Source organism: Nitratidesulfovibrio sp. D1 (assembly GCF_051133415.1).
In the GTDB taxonomy this organism is placed as follows: Bacteria; Desulfobacterota; Desulfovibrionia; order Desulfovibrionales; family Desulfovibrionaceae; genus Cupidesulfovibrio.
The window spans coordinates 340,093-360,972 of record NZ_JBPGNZ010000002.1 but is presented as its reverse complement, the minus strand read 5'-3'; the positions used below and the strand labels follow the sequence as shown (position 1 = coordinate 360,972).

The following is a 20,880-nucleotide window of genomic DNA, read 5'->3' as shown; positions in this document are numbered from 1 at the left end:
GTAGTGCTCCTTGACGGGCGCGCCCCGCAACGGGGCGCGCCCGGCTCTGGTTAGGCTATTTCGGTCAGCTTGTCGGCCTTGCGCAAGTTGACGAGGCAAGCCTTGCTTTCGGGAATGGTGGTGTTGGGGTCGTACGCGCCGACGGTAAGGCGGTTGGTGGAGTCACCGCACTTGGGCGTGGTCCAGCCGTAGGCGAAAGGCATGCCCACGAGATGCACCGTCTTGCCCATGACCGTGAAGGGCCGGATGCGCACGGTGACCATGGCTATGGCCTCCACGCGCCCGCGCGCGCTTTCCACGATCACGCCGTCGCCGTTGTTGATGCCCTTTTCCTTGGCCAGCTCGTGGCTCATCTCGATGTAGAGCTGAGGCTCGGTTTCCAGCAGGTTGGGCACATTGCGCGTTTCGCCGCCGCCGCACCAGTGTTCCGTCAGGCTGTAGGTGGTGAGCACGTACGGGTAGTCGGGGTCGGCCGCCTTGGCCATCTGGTCCATGTCCGAGGTGTGGAACTTGTACACCGGGCTCGACAGCTGCTTGGAGAACGGATGGCTGGCGAGCGGGGTTTCCGCGGGTTCGTAGTGCTCGGGGAAGGGACCGTCCACACGGCCGGTGCCGTAGAACTGGGCGTAGCCGTCCTTGGTCATGATGAAGGGCAGCTTGCCCTTTTCCTTGTCGGCCATGGGCGGCCACGGGCCGTCCGGCACGTCGCCGATCCACTTGCTGCCGTCCCACTCGATGACGGCCTTCTTGGGATTGAAGGGCTTGCCGTTCAGGTCCACCGAGGCGCGGTTGTACAGGATGCGCCGGTTCACCGGCCAGCACCACGACCAGTTGGGGAACAGGCCGATGTTGGCCTGCATGGGCGTCTGGCTGGCGTTGCGCCGCTTGGACTTGTTGCCGTCTTCCTCGGTGTAGCTGCCCGCGTAGACCCAGTTCAGCGACGAGGTGGTGCCGTCGTCCTTCAACTGGGCGAAGGCGGGCACCAGCTGGCCGCGCTTGTATTCCTTGTCGCCGATTTTGGTGTCGGCCCAGAAGAAGCCGTTGATGCGGCGGGTCCACTCCTCGGCGTCGAACTTTTCGGTCCAGTGCATCTTCAGCAGGGGATCGGGAAGGGTGCCGCCTTCCTTGCGGTACAGGTCGCGGATCTTGTTGACCAGCGGCACGAAGACGTCGGCGAAGTGGCGGGCCTGTCCGCTTGGCTCCACCGCCTTGTCGAACCATTGCAGCCAGCGGCCGCTGTTGCTGATGGTGCCCGCCTTCTCGATGCGGTGGGCGGACGGCAGCAGGAACACCTCGGTCTTCTTGGTCTTGGGATCGACGCCGGGGCGCTGCCAGTTGTCCGTGGTTTCCGAGTTGTGCAGTTCGGAGCAGACCAGCCAGTCCAGGTTGTCCAGGGCGGCCCGCATCTTGTTGGTGTTGGAGAAGCTGTTCATCGGGTTGACCCCGAAGATGAACCCGCCCTTGATCTTGCCATGGTACATCTTGTCCATGACGTACATGTACGAATAGTCCTCGCCGGGTTCGAGCTTCGGCAGGTATTCGTAGCAGAAGTCGTTCTCGGGCGTGGCCGCGTCGCCATACCAGCCCTTGAGCAGGCTGGCCACGTACTTGGGCCGGTTGCTCCACCAGTTGGCGCTGTTCTTCAGCTTGCTGGCGGGGGTGTTGGCCTTGTTGTAGTCGGCCAGGGTCTGCCACGGGGCCACGGGCATGGCGTTGTAGCCGGGGATGATGTGGTACAGCAGCGCGTGGTCGGTGGAACCCTGCACGTTGGGTTCGCCGCGCAGGGCGTTGATGCCGCCCCCGGCGACGCCGATGTTGCCCAGCAGCAGCTGGATGAGGGTGGAGGTGCGGATGTTCTGCACGCCCACGGTGTGCTGGGTCCAGCCCAGGGCGTACAGGATGGTGCCCGCCTTGTCCGGCTTGCCGGTGGCGCAGAAGGTCTCGTACACGCGCAGCAGGTTTTCTTCGGATACGCCGGTGACGTCGGAGACGTTCTTCAGCGTGTAGCGCTCGTAGTGCTTCTTCATCAGGTTGAAGACGCACCGTTCGTTCTTCAGGGTTTCGTCAATGACCGGGCCGCCGTCGGGACCCGTCTCGAAAGCCCACTTGGACTGGTCGTACTTGCGGGTCTTGGGATCGTACCCGCTGAAGACGCCCTCGTTGAAGGCGTAGTCCTTGCCCACCACGAAGGCGGCGTTGGTATAGTTGAAGACGTAGTCCTTGAAGTAGAGTTCCTTGTCAAGGATGTACTTCACCATGCCGCCCAGGAAGGCGATGTCCGTGCCCGAACGCAGGGGCACGTGGAAGTCGCAGCGGGCGGACGTGCGGGAGAACTTGGGATCGACGTGCATGAGCGCCGCGCCGTTGTCCTTGGCCCGCATGATCCACTTGAACGCGACAGGATGGTGTTCCGCGGCATTGCTGCCGATAATGAGCACTGCATCGGTATTCTTGATATCGATCCAGTGGTTCGTCATAGCCCCGCGACCGAACGACTCTGCCAGAGCCGCAACAGTGGGACTGTGTCAGACCCGGGCCTGGTGGTCCATATGGACAACACCCAGGCCGCGCATGGCTTGATGGATGACGGCGCATTCCTCGTTGGAGGCGTGCGAGGTGCCCATCATAAAAATGGATTCGAAGCGGTTGACAGTCTGACCCTTCTCGTTCTTGAGGATCATGTCCTTGTCGCGGGCGTCCTTAACGCGGCGCGCGATCTGGTTCAGGGTCCACTCCCAGTCCTTCTCCACCCACTTGTCGCTGTGCGGAGCGCGGTACAGCGGCTTCGTCAGGCGGTGCGGGTTGGTGTACATGGAGAAAAGGGCCGCGCCCTTGGCGCACAGCGCCCCTTCGTTCACCGGAAAGTCGGGATCGCCTTCGGTGGAAACGAGCTTGCCGTCCTTGACATAGGCGATGACCTGACAACAGACGGAACAGAAGGGACAGACGCTGCCCACTTCCTTCGCGCCTTCGATCTTGAGCTTGCTGGCATACGCCTGCGCTTCAGCAAGATCGAACCCAAGCTGGCCGAGCGAGAGACCGACAACGCTCACGCCCATGAGCTTGAGAAAACTCCGCCGCGTAGTTTTCATGTTTCACTCCTTGTTAAAGCCCCTCACAGAGTCCGAAAGGTCCGGCGGACCTTCGTGCTGCATCCGCAGAATCCGTGCGCGCGGCCGTGCGCGCGTCCCCGCCACGTGAAGGAGGGGGGACGACACGATGCCGCCGGGCGTGCTCGGGAATCGACGCCGTCGCGGTTCCGCAGGCTTCCGGGCGGACGCGCGGGCCTGCTGGCTTCGCGCGGCCGGTACGACCCTCGGTCCTGCTGGAGAAGATGGATCTGATGCCACCTTCGCATCGTATCTTTTGGGGGCACCATAACAGGGTTCGCGGTGAAAACAAGAAATATTAATAGAAATCGGTGAGTTAAATGCAGCATATGCGCAGGCTTTGTCACTGCCCAGGTCGGATATGGTGTGCGTTATGGTTTGTTACGGTTCTTTTTGGTTGGAATGCGGATGCGTTTGCGTCGGGAGGATGAAGTGGTGAAAATACTGATGGTTGCGCGTTCAAACTAGCGGATTCCGGCACGAATGCATCCGTACGCGTGCGGAATCGCCTGCGGAACGGCAGCCACCCGCACCGGGGGGCGAAGCGCTGTCGGCCCCCGGTGCGGGTGGATGTGAAGGGGAAAGGCTGCGCCGGGCATGCCGCCCGCGCGGGAGCGGTCCGGCGTCAGGCGCGGGGCTTCACAGGCCGGGCGGGGCGCGCGGAGTCGTCCACGCCGCCGGGCATGAAGCCCTTTTCCTGCAACAGCATGTCCAGATGGGCCATGCCCAGCGGCAGCACCGAGGCCACGTCGGCGTCGCGGTGGCGCAGGTCCGCCGCCAGGATGTACCGGCGGCAGGACGCGCACGCCTCGGCGCGCTCGTCCTCGAAGCCCTGCACGTAGCGCAGGGTGATGTTGTCCGGCTTGTCCACCCCGCAGAAGGGGCAGGCGGTGCGCTGGTGGCGCCAGGCATGGTCGCACAGCGCGCAGACCAGCCAGCGCTGGCCGCCTTCGCCCCGCAGCACGCCCAGCTTGGGGGCCGTGCCGCACACGGGGCAGTGCCCGTGGGCCCATTGTTCCGCGTGCGCGGCCAGGGACGGGGCCACGGCGCGCTGTACCCGGCGGGCGGCAGCCGTGGCCAGTTGCATGGCCACGAAGCCCACGGCGTCGGGCGACAGTCCGGCGCGCCGCGCCCATTCCTGGGCGGCGGGCATGCGTCCGGTCAGCGCCCACCGGGCCAGTTGGCGGGACAGGGAGGGCTGGGGGGGCTGGCCCGGGTCTTGCGCGCCGTCCGCCGCTTGCGCCAGCCGGGCAAGCTCGCGCACGTCCCCGGCCACGGCGGGCAGCCCCGCGGCGATGGCCGGAGCCAGATGCTTCAGCGCGTGGGCCAGGAAGATGTCGTCCAGGGCCTGCCCGTCGGGCAGTTCGTCGGCGGGCAGCAGGGCGCGGCCCTGCGCGAAGAGATCGGGCTCCACCCTGGCTTGGGGCACGGGGGCCGCCCCGGCGGGGTCTTCCATTTCCGCCAGTTCCGCCTGGGCCACGCTGAGCGCGCGGAACGCGGCGATGAGCGGCGCGTGTTCGGGGTGGCGGGCCAGCAGGCGGTCCAGGGTTTCCGAGGTGGTGCGGGAAAGGGAGGGGGAAGCGTCGGGCATGGGCATGTCCTTGGTGTGCTGGCGGTGGGGGATGTCCGCGCGAGCCGGGCGGGGCCGGGCGGGAACGCGTCCCGCCCGGCCGTGCCGTGCCGGATTGGGGTTACACGCCCGCCGCGTACTTGTGGTACTTCAGCGGGTCGTCAGTGACAATGAAGATGACGCGCACGTCGTCGGCGTTCAGCGCCTGGGCCTTGGGCCACGTCTTCTTCAGGATGTCCACGCGCCGTCTGGCTTCCGCGAGCATGGCGTCACGCTCGCCGAAGACCATGGCCCCGGTGGGGCACGACAGCACGCAGGCGGGCGGGAGCCCGCTGGTGATGCGGTCGAAGCACATGGTGCACTTGTACATCACCTTGGTGTCCGGATCCTGCCGGGGGATGTCGTAGGGGCACACGCTCAGCGACATCTCGAAGTCGCTCTTGCTGGTGCCTTCGGTGTACACCACCGCGCCGGTGGCCTCGTCGTGGATCATCTCGTCGCCCTGCGCGCCCGCCAGACACGGCGGGTTCATGCAGTGGCGGCACATGTCCGAGAAGAAGTGCCAGTACGGTTTGCCGTCCTTGTCCCTGCCGTCCGCGAAGCGCACCACCTTGAAGGTCTGGTGGCTGAAGTCCGGCGGGTTCTGGTAGGTGCCGGTCTGCTTGGTCCTGGTGCCGGGCAGGCCGTTCCATTGCTTGCAGGCCACCTGGCAACCCCGGCAGCCGGTGCAGCGGGAAACGTCGACGAGTATGGACTTTCCATCAGCCATGACTCACCCCCTATACCTTGACCACGTTGACCATGAACGCCTTGTATTCCGGCGTCATGGCGTTGGCGTCGCCCACCGTGGGAGTGAGCAGGTTGGCACTGTCGCCGTTGTCTTCAGGAAAGCGCCAGCCGTAGTTGTAGGGCATGCCCACCTGGTGCAGCGTCTTGCCGTTGACCAGGAAGGGGCGGAAGCGCGGCGTGACCATGGCCACGCACTCCAGTTTGCCGCGCGCCGATTCCACGCGCACCTTGTCGCCGTTCGTGATGCCCTTTTCCCTGGCCAGTTCCTCGCTCATTTCCACGTACGCCTGGGGCATGGCCTCGGTAAGCCACGACTGCCAGCGGGTGAAGGCTCCGGTGCACCAGTGTTCGGTGGAGGAGTAGGTGGTCATGACGATGGGGAAGCGCGCGTCGGCGTTGGCCACCATGTCCTTGTCGCTCTTGTACAGCAGGATGGCGGGGTTGTTCTGCTGCGGCGACATCAGGTTCTTGGCCAGCGGGCCTTCCAGCGGTTCGTAGTGTTCCGGGAAGGGGCCGTCGCCAAGGCCGGGCCCGAACAGCGAACCGACGCCGTTGGGCTGCATGATGAACGGCAGCTTGCCGCCTTCCGCGGCCAGCGGCGGCGGAGCGCCGTCGGGCACGTCGCCCACCCACTTGCCGTCCTTCCATTCCAGCACGGCGCGCTTGGGGTTGTAGGGCTTGCCGGTGGGGTCGCACGAGGCGCGGTTGTACAGCACCCGGCGGTTCACCGGCCAGGCGAACGACCATTCCGGGTACAGGCCGAGCCCCGTGGGGTCTGCCTTGCCGCGCCGCTGCATCAGGTTCTTGCCGTCCTGGCTGAAGCTGCCCGCGCAGATCCAGTTGCCCGACGAGGTGGTGCCGTCGGCCTGCAACAGGGCGAATGAGGGTACGCAGTCGCCCTTCCTGTACTGCTTGCCGCCTATCTCCACGTCGGCCAGGAAGTAGCCGTTGATGAGCCTGGCCACCTTTTCCGCGTCGTAGCCGCCCTTGTCGGAGAGGCCATCGGACGTCATGTTCAGGATGGGCTCGGGGAACGCGCCGCCTTCCTTCCGGTACAGTTCCTTCAGCTTGTTCTGGATGCGGATGACGGCCTCGCCCGCGTAGATGCAGTCGCCGGGGGCCTTGGTGGCCTCGTAGCGCCACTGTATCCAGCGGCCGCTGTTGGTCTGGCTGCCGGCCTTTTCGACAGAGGCGGAGGCGGGCAGCAGGAAGACCTCGGTCTTGACCTTGGCGGGGTCCATGCCCGGCCCCTTCCAGAACGACGCCGTCTCGTTGTCGAAGATGTTCAGGTGCACCATCCAGTCCAGCTTGGCGAAGGCGGCGCGCACCTTGTTGGAGTTGGGGATGCTGCACGCGGGGTTCTGGCCGAACACGGTCATGCCCTTGATCTTGCCCGCGTACATCACGTCGAACAGGGTCATGACCGAGTAGTCCTTGCCGTCCTCGGCCTTGGGAACCCAGGCGTAGCCGAACTCGTTGTCCTTGCCGGCCGCGTCGCCGTACCACGACTTCAGCAGGCTGACCGCGTACTTGCCGTAGTTGGACTGCCAGTTGACGGATCTGGCTTCCGTGGTCGCGGGGGTGATCTTCTTGATGTACGATTCCAGCGTCTGCTGCGAGGCGCGCGGGGCCGAAAGGTAGCCCGGCAGGTAATGGTACAGCAGCGCGTGGTCGGTGGAGCCCTGCACGTTGGGTTCGCCGCGCAGCGCGTTGACGCCGCCGCCGCACACCCCGATATTGCCCAGCAGCAACTGGATCATGGCCAGGGTGCGGATGTTCTGCACGCCCACGGTGTGGTGGGTTTGGCCCAGGGCGTACATGACGGTGCCCGCGCGGTCCTTGGTGCCGGTGGACGAGTACATCTCGTACACGGTCTTCAGGTCCTTTTCGGGCGTGCCGGTGATGGAAGAGACCTTCTTCAGGTCGTAGCGGGCGTAGTGGGCCTTCAGCAACTGGTAGACGCAGCGCGGGTTCTTCAGCGTCTCGTCGCGCAGGATGACGCCGTTGGCGTCCTTCTGGTAGGTCCAGGTGGACTTGTCGTAGCCGCGCTTGTCCGGGTCGTACCCGGTGAACAGCCCGTCCTTGAAGCCGAACTTTGCGTCCACCAGGAACGGGGCGTTGGTGTAGTTGACCACGTAGTCGTGGAATATCTTGTTGTTGTCGATGATGTACTTGATCATCCCGCCAAGGAAGGCGATGTCTGTGCCCGAGCGCAGGGGGGCGTAGAAATCGGCCTTGGACGAGGTCCGCGTGAAGCGCGGATCCACGTGGATCAGTTTCGCGCCCTTTTCCTTGGCGCGCATCACCCACTTGAAGGAGATGGGGTGGTTTTCGGCAGCGTTGCTGCCCTGGATGAGAATGCAATCACTGTGCTGGATGTCGATCCAGTGATTGGTCATCGCGCCGCGTCCGAACGACTCTGCCAGAGCCGGTACGGTGGGGCCGTGTCAGACACGGGCCTGGTGGTCGATGTACACCAGGCCGAGGGAGCGCGCCCAGGCGGTGATGCTCCAGCATTCCTCGTTGTCCAGGTTGGAACTGCCCATGTGGGCCAGGGTTTCCAGCCGGTTGACCACCTGGCCCGCCGCGTTTTGGGTGATGAAGGACTTGTCGCGCTCTTCCTTCATCAGCCGGGCGATGCGGTCGATGGCCCAGTCCCAGCTTTTCTCTTCCCACCTGTCCGAGTTGGGGGCGCGGTACAGCACCTTGGTCAGTCGGTGTTCGTTGGCCTCGGTGGTCTGGAACATGCCCGCGCCCTTGGCGCACAGCGAGCCTTCGCTCACCGGGTGCTCGGGGTCGCCCTCGATGTTGATGATCTTGCCGGTCTTCTCGTCGGTGGCGCAGATCAGGCCGCACCCCACCGAACAGTAGCAGCATACCGAGGTCGTCTGTCTGGCGCTCTTCAGGCGGTCGATCTTCTTGATCTCTTCCGCCCACGCCTCGATGGGCACGAGATCGACGCCCAGCCCGCACAGGGCGACACCCGCCCCGAGCACGCAGGACATCTTCAGGAATTGGCGTCTTCGCATTCCGGCAACCTCCTTGGATCAAGCTGCGCGGTCCGGCCCCGTCGCGCCGGTTCGCACCCCTGCCGGGGGCTGGCTGCGGCGGACCATGCGCCGTGTCCGCATGGTGAGTTTGGGCAAGCGTAGCAGGTTTTCGGAGGGTGATAATGATAAGTTCAATGAAATCAGCAGCTAAGCATAGCATATGCGTATAGTTTGGCACTGGTGACTTATTCGATGTGTTATTTTTAGTTTGTACAGGTTGAAATAACGTCAAAAACAATCATTATGAGGTCTCTTTCGTCATTCTGCGCCGCAAAATGGTGCCAGTATGACCCGTGAAGACGGCGCCATTGCAAGTGAACGAGTGCTCACGGCATGTGAATGCGTACATACTCCGCACGGTTAGCGGCGGGTTGTATGAACAGTCATTGCAACACGTTGTCATGCTTGAATTAACACGCGTTGTTCGTTGACCGTGACCTGCCGGGGCTGATACATATGCACACTAGGAGTGCCTGCATATTCAGTCCGGCCATGCCCTTCTCTTTGCGTCCGAGAGGGCTCCCACACCGACTGCGGCAACGCCGGAATGCTGCCTGTCCCTTCACGGGAGCAGAAGCACATGCATGGTCACGAACACGGCCTTTCGGTCGTCCCCGTCCACGAAGCCGTGGGCATGATGCTGTGTCACGACATGACGCGCATCGTCCCCGGCGTGGAAAAGGGGCCGGGGTTCCGCAAGGGGCACGTCATCGCCCCCGAGGACATTCCCCTCCTTCTGCAAATGGGGAAGGAGCACGTCTACGCCCTGCGCCTTGGCGCGGGCCAGCTGCACGAAGACGATGCCGCCCTGCGTCTGGCGCGCGCCGTCGGCGGTGCCGGCGTGGCCCCGGAAGCCAGGTGCGAGGGGCGGGTCAATCTCATCGCCGAACACGACGGGCTGCTGCTCGTCGATGTTCCCGCCCTGGGCCGGGTCAACGGCCTGGGCGAACTCGCCGTGTCCACGCTGCACGGCCTGTGCGCGGTGCGCGCGGGCCAGATGGTGGCGGGCATGCGCGTCATTCCCCTCATCGTCCACGAACAACTGCTGCACGATGCCGAACGCGCCCTTGGCGGCGCTCCGGCGGTGTCCGTGCTGCCCTTCCGTCGTGCCCGCGTGGGCATGGTGACCACGGGCAGCGAGGTGTTCCACGGCCGCATCCAGGACAAGTTCGGCCCCGTGGTGCGCCGCAAGTTCGCGGAACTCGGCAGCGAGGTGGTGCGCCAGGTGCTGGTGGCCGACGACCGCGACGCCACGGCCCGGGCCATCCGCGAACTGGTGGACGAAGGGGCGGACATGGTCGTCGTCACCGGCGGCATGTCCGTGGACCCCGACGACCAGACCCCGGCGGGCATCAGGGCCGCCGGGGCGCGCGTCGTCGCCTATGGGGCTCCGGTGCTGCCGGGCTCCATGTTCATGCTGGCGTATCTCGGCGAGGTGCCCGTCATGGGCCTTCCCGGGTGTGTCATGTACCACCGGGCGTCGATCTTCGACCTCGTGGCGCCCCGGCTGCTGGCCGGACTCGACGTCACGCGGGAGGACATCACCGCGCTCGGCCATGGCGGCCTGTGCCTCGGCTGCCAGGAATGCCGGTATCCCGCCTGCCCGTTCGGCAAGGGGACGTGACCCCGAGCCGGACCGGCGGAAAGGGAGGGGCGGCGCAAGCCGCCCGTGCAGGAAGGGCGATGCATTCGCCCGCGACGGAAAGGGCGGTTCGCCCGCCCGCGCAACATGCAACGGACAGATCCACGGAGGCCAGGCTCATGATCAACAAGCATTTCATCGTCAACGGCATACCCCGCAACCTCGTCGTCGATCCCGAGGCGACGCTGGCGGACGTGCTGCGCGAACAGCTGCTGCTCACCGGCGTCAAGGTGGGCTGCGGCGAAGGGCAGTGCGGCGCGTGCAGCGTCATCCTTGACGGCAAGGTGGTGCGTTCGTGCGCGTACAAGATGCGCCGGTTGCCCGAGGGGGCTTCGGTGACCACCATCGAGGGCGTGGGCAGCCCCGACTGCCTGCACCCGCTGCAACTGGCCTGGGTGGCCCACGGCGGCGCGCAGTGCGGCTTCTGCTCGCCGGGGTTCATCGTCTCGGCCAGACAGTTGCTGGAAGAAAACAAGAGCCCCAGCCGCGACGACGTGCGCGACTGGTTCCAGAAGCACCGCAACGCCTGCCGCTGCACCGGCTACAAGCCTCTGGTCGATGCCGTGATGGACGCCGCCAAGGTGCTGCGCGGCGAGATGACCACCGACGAACTCTGCTTCAAGATTCCCGCAGATGGCCGCATCTGGGGAACCAAGTACCCCCGCCCCTCCGCCATTGCCAAGGTAACGGGCACCTGCGACTACGGTGCGGACCTGGGCCTGAAGCTGTCCTCCGAAGCGCTGCACCTTGCGTTGGTGCAGGCGGAAGTGTCGCACGCCAAAATCCTGTCCATCGACACCTCCGAAGCGCAAAAGATGCCCGGCGTGCACAGCGTGCTCACCCACAAGGACGTCAAGGGCAAGAACCGCATCACCGGCCTGATCACCTTCCCTTCCAACAAGGGCGACGGCTGGGACCGGCCCATCCTGTGCGACGAGAAGGTGTTCCAGTACGGTGACGCCCTGGCCATCGTCTGCGCCGACAGCGAAAAGCACGCCCGCGCCGCCGCCGAAAAGGTGAAGGTGCAGCTGGAGGAACTGCCCGCCTACATGAGCGCCCCGGCCGCCATGGCCGAGGACGCCATCGAAATCCATCCCGGCACCCCCAACGTGTACTTCACCCAGAACATCGCCAAGGGCGAGGACACGAAGCCCATCTTCGACGGCGCCGACGTGGTGGTGGAAGGCGACTACTACGTGGGCCGCCAGCCGCACCTGCCCATCGAGCCGGACGTGGGCTTCGCCTACATGGACGGCGAAGGGCGCCTGGTCATCCACTCCAAGTCCATCGGCCTGCACCTGCACCTGTACATGATCGCCCCCGGCCTTGGCCTTGAGCCGGAAAAGATCGTCATGGTGCAGAACCCGGCTGGCGGCACCTTCGGCTACAAGTTCAGCCCCACCATGGAAGCCCTGGTGGGCGTGGCGGCCATGGCCACCGGCCGTCCGGTGCACCTGCGCTACAACTACCGCCAGCAGCAGAACTACACCGGCAAGCGCTCGCCGTTCTTCTTCAACGTGCGCTACGCCGCCGACAAGTCGGGCAAGATCAAGGCCATGGAAACCGACTGGATCGTGGACCACGGTCCGTATTCCGAGTTCGGCGACCTGCTGACCCTGCGCGGCGCGCAGTTCGCCGGGGCGGGCTACGGCATCGCCAACATCCGGGGCCAGGGCCGCACGGTGTGCACCAACCACGCCTGGGGCTCGGCCTTCCGCGGCTACGGCGCGCCGGAAAGCGAGTTCCCGTCCGAAGTGCTGATGGACGAACTGGCCGAAAAGCTGGGCATGGACCCGCTGGAACTGCGCTACCAGAACGTCTACCGCAAGGGCGACACCAACCCCACCGGGCAGGATCCGGAAGTGTACAGCCTGCCGGAAATGATCGACATCCTGCGGCCCAAGTACAAGGCCGCGCTGGAAAAGGCCAAGGCCGGTTCCACGGCGGCGGTCAAGAAGGGCGTGGGCGTCGCCGTGGGCGTGTACGGCTGCGGCCTTGACGGGCCGGACACCTCGGAATGCGACGCCGAACTGAACCCCGACGGCACCGTGACCATCTACAACTGCTGGGAAGACCACGGCCAGGGCGCGGACATGGGCTCGCTGGGCACCGCCCACGAGGCGCTGCGTCCGCTGGGCATCGCGCCGCAGAACATCCGCCTGGTGCTCAACGACACCAGCAAGGCCCCCAACAGCGGCCCGGCGGGCGGCAGCCGTTCGCAGTACGTCACCGGCAACGCGGTGCGCGTGGCCTGCGAAAACCTGGTGGAAGCCATGCGCAAGCCCGGCGGCTTCCGCACCTACCAGGAGATGGTGGACGAGAAGATCCCCACCAAGCATCGCGGCGCGTGGACGGCGGCGGGCACCCACTGCGACGAGAACGCGCAGGGCAAGCCCTTCACCGCGTACATGTACGGCGTGTTCATGGCCGAGGTGGCCGTGGAACTGGCCACCGGCAAGACCACCGTGGACAAGCTGACCATGGTGGCCGACATCGGCAAGGTCTGCAACAAGCTGGTCACCGACGGCCAGTTGTACGGCGGCTTGGCCCAGGGCGTGGGCCTGGCCCTGTCCGAGGACTACGAGGACCTCAAGAAGCACGCCACCATGGCGGGCGCGGGGATGCCGTACATCAAGGACATCCCCGACGACATCGAGCTGATCTACGTGGAAACCCCGCGCGGCGACGGCCCCTTCGGCGCGTCGGGCGTGGGCGAACTGCCGCTCACCGTGCCGCATGCGGCCATCATCAACGGCATCTACAAGGCGTGCGGCGTGCGCATCACCCAGCTGCCCGCCCTGCCTGAAAAGGTGCTGGCGGGCCTCAAGGGCGCGTAAGACGACCAACATGGCCCCGGGGTGGATGCGCTCCGCCCCGGGGCGTCATTTTCCCGGGCCGTGGGGATGTTCCCCGGCGGCCCGCCCGTATAGCCCACCCGTACAGCCCGCAAGGGGGAGCCCGGCATGGACCAGACCTCGCTACGCGACTGGGAGTCGCGCTGCATACAGGAAGAACCGCCCCGCTGCCAGGCGGCATGCCCGCTGCACGTGGACGCGCGCGCCTTTCTGGGGCACGCGGCGAAGGGCCGCTGGCGCGAGGCGCGCGGGGTGCTGGAACGCACCATGCCCCTGCCCGGCGTGCTGGCCCGGCTGTGCGAGGCCCCGTGCGAGGCGGCCTGCCTGCGCGCGGAGGCGGGCGGGTCCATTGCCGTGGGGGCGCTGGAGCGGGCCTGCGCCGCGCTGTCGGTTCCTGCGGCCGACCCGCGCCCCCTGCCGGGGCGGGGGCTGCGCGCCGCCGTGCTGGGCGGCGGGCTGGCCGCGCTAACCGTGGCCTGGGACCTGGCGAAGAAGGGCCACGCGGTGACCCTGGCCGGATGGCTGGAAGACGGCGGCGAGAGCAGCGCCGATGGTGGGGCCGCCGGTGATGCTGATGGTAGCGCCCGATCAGCCGCCTTGGGCCGCCTTGCCGCCATCTCCCCGGACGTGTTGCCACCACAGGCGTTGCACAAGGAACTGGACCGGCTGGCCAAGCTCAAGGTGCGCTTCGCCGCACCGGTCGCGCCCACGGCGGCGGCGCTGGAAGAGATGCGCGCCGCGCACGGGGCGGTGTTCGTGGCATGGAGCCCGGCGGCCGCCCGCGCGCTGGACCTGCCTGGCCGCAACCAGTGCGACGCGCTGACCCTGGCCCACCCGGACCTGCCCGGCGTGTTCTGCGGCGGCTGGCCCGTGGACGGCCCGGCAGGTTTGCCGCGCTGTATCGACGAGGCCGCCGACGGCCGCCACGCGGCCACCTCCATGGACCGCCACCTCACCGGCGTGTCGCTGGCGGCCGGGCGTGAGCGGCAGGGGCCGTTCGAGACGCGGCTGTTCACCAGTCTTGTCGGGGTGCAGGCGGTGCCGCCCGTGGCGCTGCCCGCGCTGCCGCCCGCAGGGGAGGGGGGCGGCGAATCCGCACCCGACGCCCCGTACCGGGAAGAGGCGGCCCGCTGCCTGCAATGCCAGTGCCTGGAATGCGTGAAGGTGTGCGCGTACCTGGAAAAGTACGGCGACTACCCCAAGAAGCACGCCCGGCGCATCTACAACAACTTGGCCATCGTCAAGGGCGTGCATCAGGCCAACCGGTTCATCAACTCGTGCAGCCTGTGCGGCCTGTGCGGCACGGTGTGCCCCACCGGCTTCGACATGGCCCCGCTGTGCCACGAGGCGCGGCGCACCCTGGTGCATGACGGCAAGATGCCGCCCTCCACCCACGAATTCGCGCTGGACGACATGGCCTTCAGCAACGGACCGCATGCCGCGCTGCTGCGCGCACCGGCGGGGGCCACGACCTGCGCGTGGCTGTTCTTGCCCGGCTGCCAGCTTGCTGCGTCCGCGCCGGAGCGGGTGGAGCAGGCGTGGGGCGTACTTGCGCAACGGCTGCCCGGCGGCACGGGCATCGCCCTGCGCTGTTGCGGCGCACCAGCCCTGTGGGCCGGGCGCGACGACCTGGCCGCTGCCGCCGCCGAAGAACTGCGCCATGGCTGGGAGGCCATGGGACAGCCCACGCTGGTGGTGGGGTGCCCGTCCTGCGGCACGACGTTGCGCACGCTGCTGCCCGACCTGCCCCAGACCCCGTTGTGGGCCGCGCTGGCGGAATACGGGACCGGCGGGCCGGAAGTGTCCGCCCCGGCGGCGCTCACCCTGCACGACCCTTGCGCGGCGCGCGAGGACGAACCCCTGCGGGCCACGGTGCGCGGGCTGCTGGCCGCGCGCGGGGTGGCGGTGCACGAGCCGGACCTGACCGGCCAGCTTACCGAATGCTGCGGCTACGGCGGCCTGATGGCCGAGGCCGACCCGGATTTGGCCCGCACCGTCATCAAGCGCAGGGCCGACGCCTGTGACCTGCCCTTCGTCACCTACTGCGCCATGTGCCGCGACCGTCTGGCGGAAGCGGGCAGCCCGGCCAGCCACCTGCTGGACCTGCTGCTGCCGCCGCTGCCCGGCGGCAACCCGGACCCGGCCGCCCCCGGCCCGCACATCACCGCCCGGCAGGAGAACCGCGTCCGGCTGCGCGACCGCCTGCTGCGCGAGGTCTACGGTGAAACCTCATCTGATGTCGCGCCGGAACTGGCGTTGCGCATCACGCCGGAGATGCGGCTGGTGATGGAGCGGCGGCGCATCCTCGACGACGATTTGCGCGGCGTGATCGCGGAAGCGGAACGCAGCGGGCGCTATTTCATCGACGCCGATACCGGCATGCGTCTGGCCTGCCTGCGCCGGGTGCGCGTCACCCACTGGGCGGGGTACGAGCCCGCGCCGCAGGATGCAGCCGGTGGTGAAAGTGCGGGCGACAGGCCCGCATACGCCATCCGGCAGGCCTACGCCCACCGCATGGTGTTGCCGCAGGGGCCACCGGCGGGCGGCTGGAAGGAATCGCCCCACGAACCGGCCTACCTGCCCGCGTCGGGCAACTGGGCCTGCTCCTGTGGCGGCACGCCGCGCCCGCTGTCGGTGGAACTGACCTACCTGGGCAGCACCTTCAACGTGCGGCTGCTGACCTGCCCGGACTGCGGGCGGGTGCTGGTGGATGAAGCGCTGGCCTTGGGGAAGATGCTGGAAGTGGAACAACTGCTGGAGGACAAGTGAGCGCGCCGTCCGCCGCCAACGCCCTTGTGCCGAAGGGGGCCGCCACGGGAACAGGCCCGTGGGAGCACCCGGCCCTGCGCGCCGTGGCCGGTGCCACGTTGCGCCCCGGCGGGCTGGCCCTGACCCGGCGCGCGCTGGAACTGGCCGCGCGGCTGGCGGGCCTGCCGCAGGGCGCGCGGGTGGCCGACGTGGGCTGCGGGCCGGGCGAAACCGTGGCCTTGCTGCGCGAACGGGGCCTGACGGCGGTGGGGCTGGACCTTTCCGCCAGCCTGCTGGCCGAGGCGCGCGGCCGTGATGGAGCCATGCCCCTGATACGGGCCGATGCGGGGGCGAATACCGAAGTTGGTCTGCCGCTGCGCACCGCCAGCCTCGACGGGGCGTTCTGCGAATGCGTGCTCTCGGTGCTGCCGGGGCGGCAGGCGGTGCTGGCGGAACTGGCGCGGGCGCTGCGTCCGGGCGGCGTGCTGGCCTGGTCCGACCTGTATGCGCGGGATGGCCGCCCGGCAGGTGCGCGGCGCGGCGCGGACGGTGGCGAACCCCGGTGCTCCGCGCCGTCGGTATCCGGTCGTTCCTGCCTTACCGGGGCCATCCCGCGCGCGGCCATGGAGGGCGTGCTGCAACGCACCGGGTTCACGGTGCTGGCGTTCGAGGACCACAGCCGCCTGCTGGCGGAACTGGCGGGCAGGCTGCTGTTTGCCGGGGCCGGGCTGGCGGAACTGTTCGGGTGCGGCGGCGGTGGCGGGGGACGGCCCGGCTATGCGCTGCTGCTGGCCCGGCGCAACGGCCCCGCACAGGGCGAGCCATGGGGGGATGCTTCATGAGCGACGACGCATTTGGGCGGGTATTGGCCCTGGGGGCCTCCGGGTACTGCTGTACCCAGATCATGGTCATGCTGCTGCTGGACGTGCAGGGGCGCGAGGCGCCCGACGCGGTGCGCGCGGCGGGCGGCCTGTGCCGGGGCTTCGGCCTGTCGGAGGGCGCCTGCGGCATCCTGCTGGGCGGGTGCATGGCCATGGGCCTGTGCGCCGCCAAGGGCCACGACGGCGAGGACGCCCACGAGGCGCTGGAAGGCATGACCACGGAATTCGCCGAATGGTTCCGCGAGCGTACGTCCGCCAGCGGGGGCATCTCGTGCGGGGCCATTCTGGGAGACACCGGGGGCGGCCGGCCCGACTTCGGCAAGTGCCACGGCCTGCTGCTGGAGGCGTACGGCAAGATGTTCGAAGTGCTGGCGGCCTACGGCGTGGACCCCACGCTGGTGCGCGGGGAGTAGGCGGCATGGCCGGGCGCGGCAATGTTCCGGCGGATTGCAGCCGCCTTGCAGAAAGCACGGGCGCGTCCGGCACTTCCGCGCCGCCGCATGGCCGCGTGCTGGCCCGCACCGCCAGCGTGTGCCCGGTGTGCCTGGGTCCGGCCCCGGCCGAGCGGGTGGCCGTGGGCGACACGGTGTTGCTGGTCAAGCGCTGCCCGGAACACGGCGAATTTTCCGCGCCGGTGTGGCGGGGCGAGCCCGCGTTCACCGGCTGGGTGCGCCCCAAGATTCCCACGGCCCGGCGCGGCCCCGGCACGGAACGGGTGTTGGGCTGCCCGCGTGATTGTGGGCTGTGCCCCGACCATGGGCAGCACACCTGCACCCTGCTCATCGAAGTCACCGGGCGCTGCAACCTGCGCTGCCCGGTGTGCTTCGCGTCCGCCGGGCAGGGGTCGGAGGATGCCCGCGAATCCCGCTGCGAGGACGACCCCTCGCTGAACGACCTGGTTTCCCGCCTGGCCGCGCTGCGCCCCCGCGCGGGCGACGCCAACATCCAGCTTTCCGGCGGCGAACCGACCCTGCGCGACGATCTGCCGCAACTGGTCACCGCCGTGCGCGGCCTGGGCTATCCCTTCGTGCAGTTGAACACCAACGGCCTGCGCCTGGCGCGAGAGGCGGGCTACGCCGCGCGTCTCGCGGCCGCCGGGCTGGATTCGGTGTTCCTGCAATTCGACGGGCCGGACGACGCGGCCACCGCCCGGCTTCGCGGCCTGCCCCTGCACGCGGACAAGGTGCGCGCCGTGGACGCCTGCGCGGCGGCCGGGCTGGGCGTGGTGCTGGTGTGCACCGTGGCGCGCGGGGTCAACGACCACTGCCTGGGCGACATCGTGCGCTTCGGCCTGTCGCGGGTGCCCGTGGTGCGCGGGGCGCATTTCCAGCCGGTGAGCTTCTTCGGCCGGTACGAGGGCTTCGGTGAACCGGACGCTGCGGACGGCGAGGCAGGGGAATCCCCGCGCGAGGCGGCGCGCATCACCCTGCCCGAGGTCATGCGCGCGGTGCGCGACCAGACCGGCGGGCTGATACCGCTGGCCCACCTGCATCCGCCGGGGTGCGAGCACGCCCAGTGCTCCTTCAGCGGCACGTTCCTGGCCCACGAGGACGGCGGGCTGGAACCGGCGGGCGGGGCCTGCTGCGGGACAGGCGGCAGCAATGGCGGCAGCAATGGCGGCAACCGCGACGATAGTACGGGCGTCATCGCCCCGGCCCCCATCCCCGCCGCGTTGGGCGCGGAACGGGCGCGGGCCTTCGTGCGCCGTCAATGGCGGGCGCCGGAGGGAGGAACCGATACCCCCGCCGCGCCGCCCCGCGACGATTTCGAGCGCTTCCTGGCCCGCGCCGGGCGGCGGTTCACCGTGTCCGGCATGGCCTTTCAGGATGCCTGGACTCTGGACACCGAACGGCTGCGCGGCTGCTGCATCCACGTGGCCGCCCCGGACGGCCGCATGGTGCCGTTCTGCGCCTGGAACCTGACCTCGGCGGGCGGCACGCCGCTGCACCGCACCGGCGCGCCTCGCGGAACGGGAAGGACCGGGGGAGAAGGAAACGCAATCGAACCGGGTGCGGGGGAGGGCGCATGACCCGGCACTCCGCGTTTCCTGCGCGTTCCCCGCTGGACCCGTGGCTGGCCGCGCGGTTGTCCATTCCCTCCGACGAACTTTCCCCGGCCACGGTGCGCGCCCGGCAGGACGAACTGCTGCGCGGGGCCGTGCGCCGCGCCCTCGATGCGCCATTCTACCGCGCCCGGCTGGCGGGCCTGCCCCTGCCCCGTTCGCTTGACGACCTGCCCGGCCTGCCCTTCACCACGGCCGACGACCTGCGCGAGGATGGTGACGCCCTGCTGCGCGTGGCCGACGACGCCGTGGCCCGCGTCGTCACCCTGCCCACGTCGGGCAGTACCGGAGCACCAAAACGGCTGCGCTTCGCGGACGCGGACATCGAACGCACCGTGGACTTCTTTGCCGTGGGCATGACCACCCTGTGCCGCCCCGGCGACGTGGTGGCCGTGCTCATGCCCGGCCAGCGGCCGGACAGCGTGGGCGACCTGCTGGGCCGGGGCCTGCGCCGCTCCGGCATGCATCCGGCGCTGCTGCCCCCGGAGGCCAGCGGGCCGGAGCACGCCGCCCTGCTGGCGCAATCCGGAGCGCACGTCTTTGTCGCCACGCCGACGCAGGCCCGCGCCATGGCCGAGGCCGTGCTGTCGGGGCAGGCTCCCGCCTCCCGCCCGCGCGCCTGCCTGCTCAGCGCGGAGGCCACCCCGCCGGAAACGGCGGACAGGGTGCGCGCGGCCTTCGGGTGCGAGGTGTTCGACCACTGGGGCATGACCGAAACGGGTTACGGCGGCGGCGTGGAATGCGCCGCCCACCACGGCTTTCACCTGCGCGAGGCGGACATTTTCGTGGAGATCGTCCACCCGCTCACCGGGGCTCCGCTGCCGGACGGCCAGACCGGCGAGGTGGTGGTGACCACCCTTGCCGCCGAGGCCATGGTGCTGCTGCGCTACCGCACCGGCGACGCGGCGGCCCTGCTGCCGCCGCCGTGCCGCTGCGGCAGTCCGCTGCGGCGGCTGGGACCGGTGCGGGGGCGCATCCACCGCAGCGGAAACCACTGGGACATCATCACCCTTGCCAAGGGAGTACGACCATGACGCAGTTTTTCGGGCAACTGGCCGACGCGCTGGAGCGCGATGGCGCGGCCGCGCTGGCCACCATCGTCACGGCGGAAGGCTCCGCTCCGCGCATGGCCGGGGCGCGGCTGTTCGTGCGCCCCGACGGAGCGGGCGGCGGCTTCGAGGGCACCGTGGGCGGGGGCATCCTTGAGGCGCGCGTGCTGGAGGCCTGCCGCACGGCCCTGGGTGACGGGCTGGCCCGTCTGCTTACCTTCGACCTGTCCGCCGACGAGGCCGCCGGGTCGGACATGATCTGCGGCGGCCGGGTGCAACTGTACGTGGAACCGCTGCGCGCCGCGTCCTGCCCGCGCCTGGCGTCCATGCTGCGCGAAGCGGACCGTCTGACCACGCAGGGGCGGCGCTGCGTGCTGGTCAACGTGCTGCGCCCCGATGCCGCTCCCGACTGCCGCCGCCTGCTGCTGGCGGGCGAGGGGCAGGGGGCTGACGTCAGCGGCGACCTGGCGCTGGAGCCCGGTGCGCTGGCCGAACTGCGCAAGGCCGTGGCCTCGGCCAGCGGGCCGCTGTGCGTGGAGGCGGGCGGCCTGTCCCTGCTGGCGGACCCCGTGGCCTCGCCGGGGCGGGTGGTCATCGCCGGGGCCGGGCACGTGGGGCGGCAGGTGGCGCTGATGGCCTCGCTGGCCGGGTTCCGGGTCACGGTGGTGGACGACCGGCCCGATTTCGCCAAGGCCGACCGGTTGCCCGGCGCGGATGACGTGCGTTGCGTCGGACAGGGCGGCGACTGGCTGGCGGGGCTGGGCCTGCACGAGGACTGCTACGTGGTCATCGTCACGCGCGGGCACCGCAACGACGGCGAGGTGCTGGCCAGCGCCCTGCGCACCCCGGCCCGCTACGTGGGCATGATCGGCAGCCGCCGCAAGCGCGACGCCGTGTACCGCAGGCTGGAAGAGGCGGGCACCCCGCGCGCGGCCATCGAGCGGGTGCATTCGCCCATCGGACTGGACATCGGCGCGGAAACGCCCGAGGAAATAGCCGTGAGCATCGTGGCGGAACTGGTGCAGGCGCGGGCCGCCAGCCGGGTACGCCACATGGTGGCCCCCGTGCAGGTGGTGACGCCGGTGGGCGTGGCGGATGGTGTATGATTGCGGATGAACAACCGG

12 protein-coding genes are annotated in these 20,880 nt (G+C 68.6%); 8 read left to right on the top strand and 4 right to left on the bottom strand.

Annotated elements, in window-relative coordinates; all coding sequences use genetic code 11:
• Nucleotides 1–50: 50 nt before the first annotated feature.
• The 4 genes from fdnG (ACR4XJ_RS04720) to fdnG (ACR4XJ_RS04705) all read right to left on the bottom strand — a co-directional run bounded on the left by fdnG (ACR4XJ_RS04720) (nucleotide 51) and on the right by fdnG (ACR4XJ_RS04705) (nucleotide 8,498).
• Entirely contained in the window at nucleotides 51–3,092 is a 3,042-nt protein-coding gene (gene fdnG / locus ACR4XJ_RS04720; RefSeq protein WP_434754116.1) for a formate dehydrogenase-N subunit alpha, read from the bottom strand.
• A 643-nt stretch (nucleotides 3,093–3,735) separates the two neighbouring features.
• Nucleotides 3,736–4,701 carry a formate dehydrogenase accessory protein FdhE gene (locus ACR4XJ_RS04715; protein WP_434754115.1) on the bottom strand — a complete coding sequence of 322 codons (966 nt, stop codon included), beginning with the start codon at nucleotides 4,699–4,701 and terminating at the stop codon, nucleotides 3,736–3,738.
• A 100-nt stretch (nucleotides 4,702–4,801) separates the two neighbouring features.
• Complete coding sequence (locus tag ACR4XJ_RS04710) at nucleotides 4,802–5,449, bottom strand: 4Fe-4S dicluster domain-containing protein (protein ID WP_434754114.1); 648 nt, start codon at nucleotides 5,447–5,449, stop codon at nucleotides 4,802–4,804.
• Between the two features lie 10 nt (nucleotides 5,450–5,459).
• On the bottom strand, nucleotides 5,460–8,498 hold the full coding sequence (gene fdnG / locus ACR4XJ_RS04705; RefSeq protein WP_434754113.1) for a formate dehydrogenase-N subunit alpha: 3,039 nt from the start codon (nucleotides 8,496–8,498) through the stop codon (nucleotides 5,460–5,462).
• Between the two features lie 601 nt (nucleotides 8,499–9,099).
• Here fdnG (ACR4XJ_RS04705) and ACR4XJ_RS04700 point away from each other — a divergent pair.
• The 8 genes from ACR4XJ_RS04700 to ACR4XJ_RS04665 all read left to right on the top strand — a co-directional run bounded on the left by ACR4XJ_RS04700 (nucleotide 9,100) and on the right by ACR4XJ_RS04665 (nucleotide 20,862).
• Nucleotides 9,100–10,143 carry a molybdopterin-binding protein gene (locus tag ACR4XJ_RS04700; protein WP_434754112.1) on the top strand — a complete coding sequence of 348 codons (1,044 nt, stop codon included), beginning with the start codon at nucleotides 9,100–9,102 and terminating at the stop codon, nucleotides 10,141–10,143.
• 137 nt (nucleotides 10,144–10,280) lie between these two features.
• Nucleotides 10,281–12,998 carry a molybdopterin-dependent aldehyde oxidoreductase gene (locus tag ACR4XJ_RS04695; protein WP_434754111.1) on the top strand — a complete coding sequence of 906 codons (2,718 nt, stop codon included), beginning with the start codon at nucleotides 10,281–10,283 and terminating at the stop codon, nucleotides 12,996–12,998.
• A 126-nt stretch (nucleotides 12,999–13,124) separates the two neighbouring features.
• Complete coding sequence (locus tag ACR4XJ_RS04690) at nucleotides 13,125–15,785, top strand: pyridine nucleotide-disulfide oxidoreductase/dicluster-binding protein (protein WP_434754110.1); 2,661 nt, start codon at nucleotides 13,125–13,127, stop codon at nucleotides 15,783–15,785.
• Complete coding sequence (gene trsM / locus ACR4XJ_RS04685; RefSeq protein ID WP_434754109.1) at nucleotides 15,782–16,606, top strand: DVU_1556 family methyltransferase; 825 nt, start codon at nucleotides 15,782–15,784, stop codon at nucleotides 16,604–16,606. Before ACR4XJ_RS04690 ends, trsM begins: the two co-directional genes overlap by 4 nt.
• The gene (locus tag ACR4XJ_RS04680; protein WP_434754108.1) at nucleotides 16,603–17,058 is read left to right on the top strand and encodes a DVU_1555 family C-GCAxxG-C-C protein; all 456 of its coding nucleotides are present in this window, start codon (nucleotides 16,603–16,605) and stop codon (nucleotides 17,056–17,058) included. The genes trsM and ACR4XJ_RS04680 overlap by 4 nt, the downstream gene beginning before the upstream one ends.
• 95 nt (nucleotides 17,059–17,153) lie before the next feature.
• Complete coding sequence (gene trsS, locus ACR4XJ_RS04675) at nucleotides 17,154–18,674, top strand: radical SAM (seleno)protein TrsS (protein WP_434754107.1); 1,521 nt, start codon at nucleotides 17,154–17,156, stop codon at nucleotides 18,672–18,674.
• The gene (locus tag ACR4XJ_RS04670) at nucleotides 18,671–19,741 is read left to right on the top strand and encodes a DVU_1553 family AMP-dependent CoA ligase (protein WP_434754106.1); all 1,071 of its coding nucleotides are present in this window, start codon (nucleotides 18,671–18,673) and stop codon (nucleotides 19,739–19,741) included. The genes trsS and ACR4XJ_RS04670 overlap by 4 nt, the downstream gene beginning before the upstream one ends.
• A complete protein-coding gene (locus ACR4XJ_RS04665) occupies nucleotides 19,738–20,862 on the top strand; it encodes an XdhC family aldehyde oxidoreductase maturation factor (RefSeq protein WP_434754105.1) in 1,125 nt (374 codons plus the stop codon). Before ACR4XJ_RS04670 ends, ACR4XJ_RS04665 begins: the two co-directional genes overlap by 4 nt.
• The last annotated feature ends 18 nt before the right edge of the window (nucleotides 20,863–20,880 follow it).